This window comes from Pseudomonas sp. Larv2_ips (assembly GCF_963879675.1).
Taxonomy (GTDB): Bacteria; Pseudomonadota; Gammaproteobacteria; order Pseudomonadales; family Pseudomonadaceae; genus Aquipseudomonas.
Map to the genome: position 1 here is coordinate 1 of NZ_CAWOAW010000037.1, position 617 is coordinate 617.

Consider the following 617-nt stretch of genomic DNA (forward strand, 5'->3'; position numbering starts at 1 on the left):
ATCAAGATCAAGATCTACAGCACGGCGGCCTAGTAGCCGACCTGAGTGGTTAGATCAAAAGCAAGAGCGAGGCGGCCTGACAGCCGACCTGATCTTGGAAACTGAACTCGGTTAACTGTGGGAGGGAGCTTGCTCCCGATGGCTGGGTGTCATTCAGCTAATTTGTAACTGACCCACCGCATTCGCGAGCAAGCCAGCTCCCACATTTGGAGCTCAGTACATCAGGTAGATGTGTGTGTACTCGGTCAATGTGGGAGCTGGCTTGCCTGCGATGGCATCAACTGGGTTTGCCTGAAGTACCGAGGTGCCTGCATCGCAGGCAAGCCAGCTCCCACAGAAAAGCAGCTCTGCTTTTGCTCTGCTTTTGCCCTGTTGCCCTGCTTTTGCTTCAACCACTCAGGTCGGCTACTAGGCCGCCGTGCTCTGCTTTTGATCTTGATCTGCTTTTGACTTTGATCTTAGGCGCCCCGTTAAACCACGCTGGCCGAACGCAGGCTTTGGAGCGGGGGTAAACCGGCAGGACGCCGGTTTAGCCGTGTTGGGCCATGGATGGCCCATCGCGGCGGCCCCCGCTCCAAAGCCTGCGTGAGGGCACACCGAAGCGTGAGCGAGGTGCC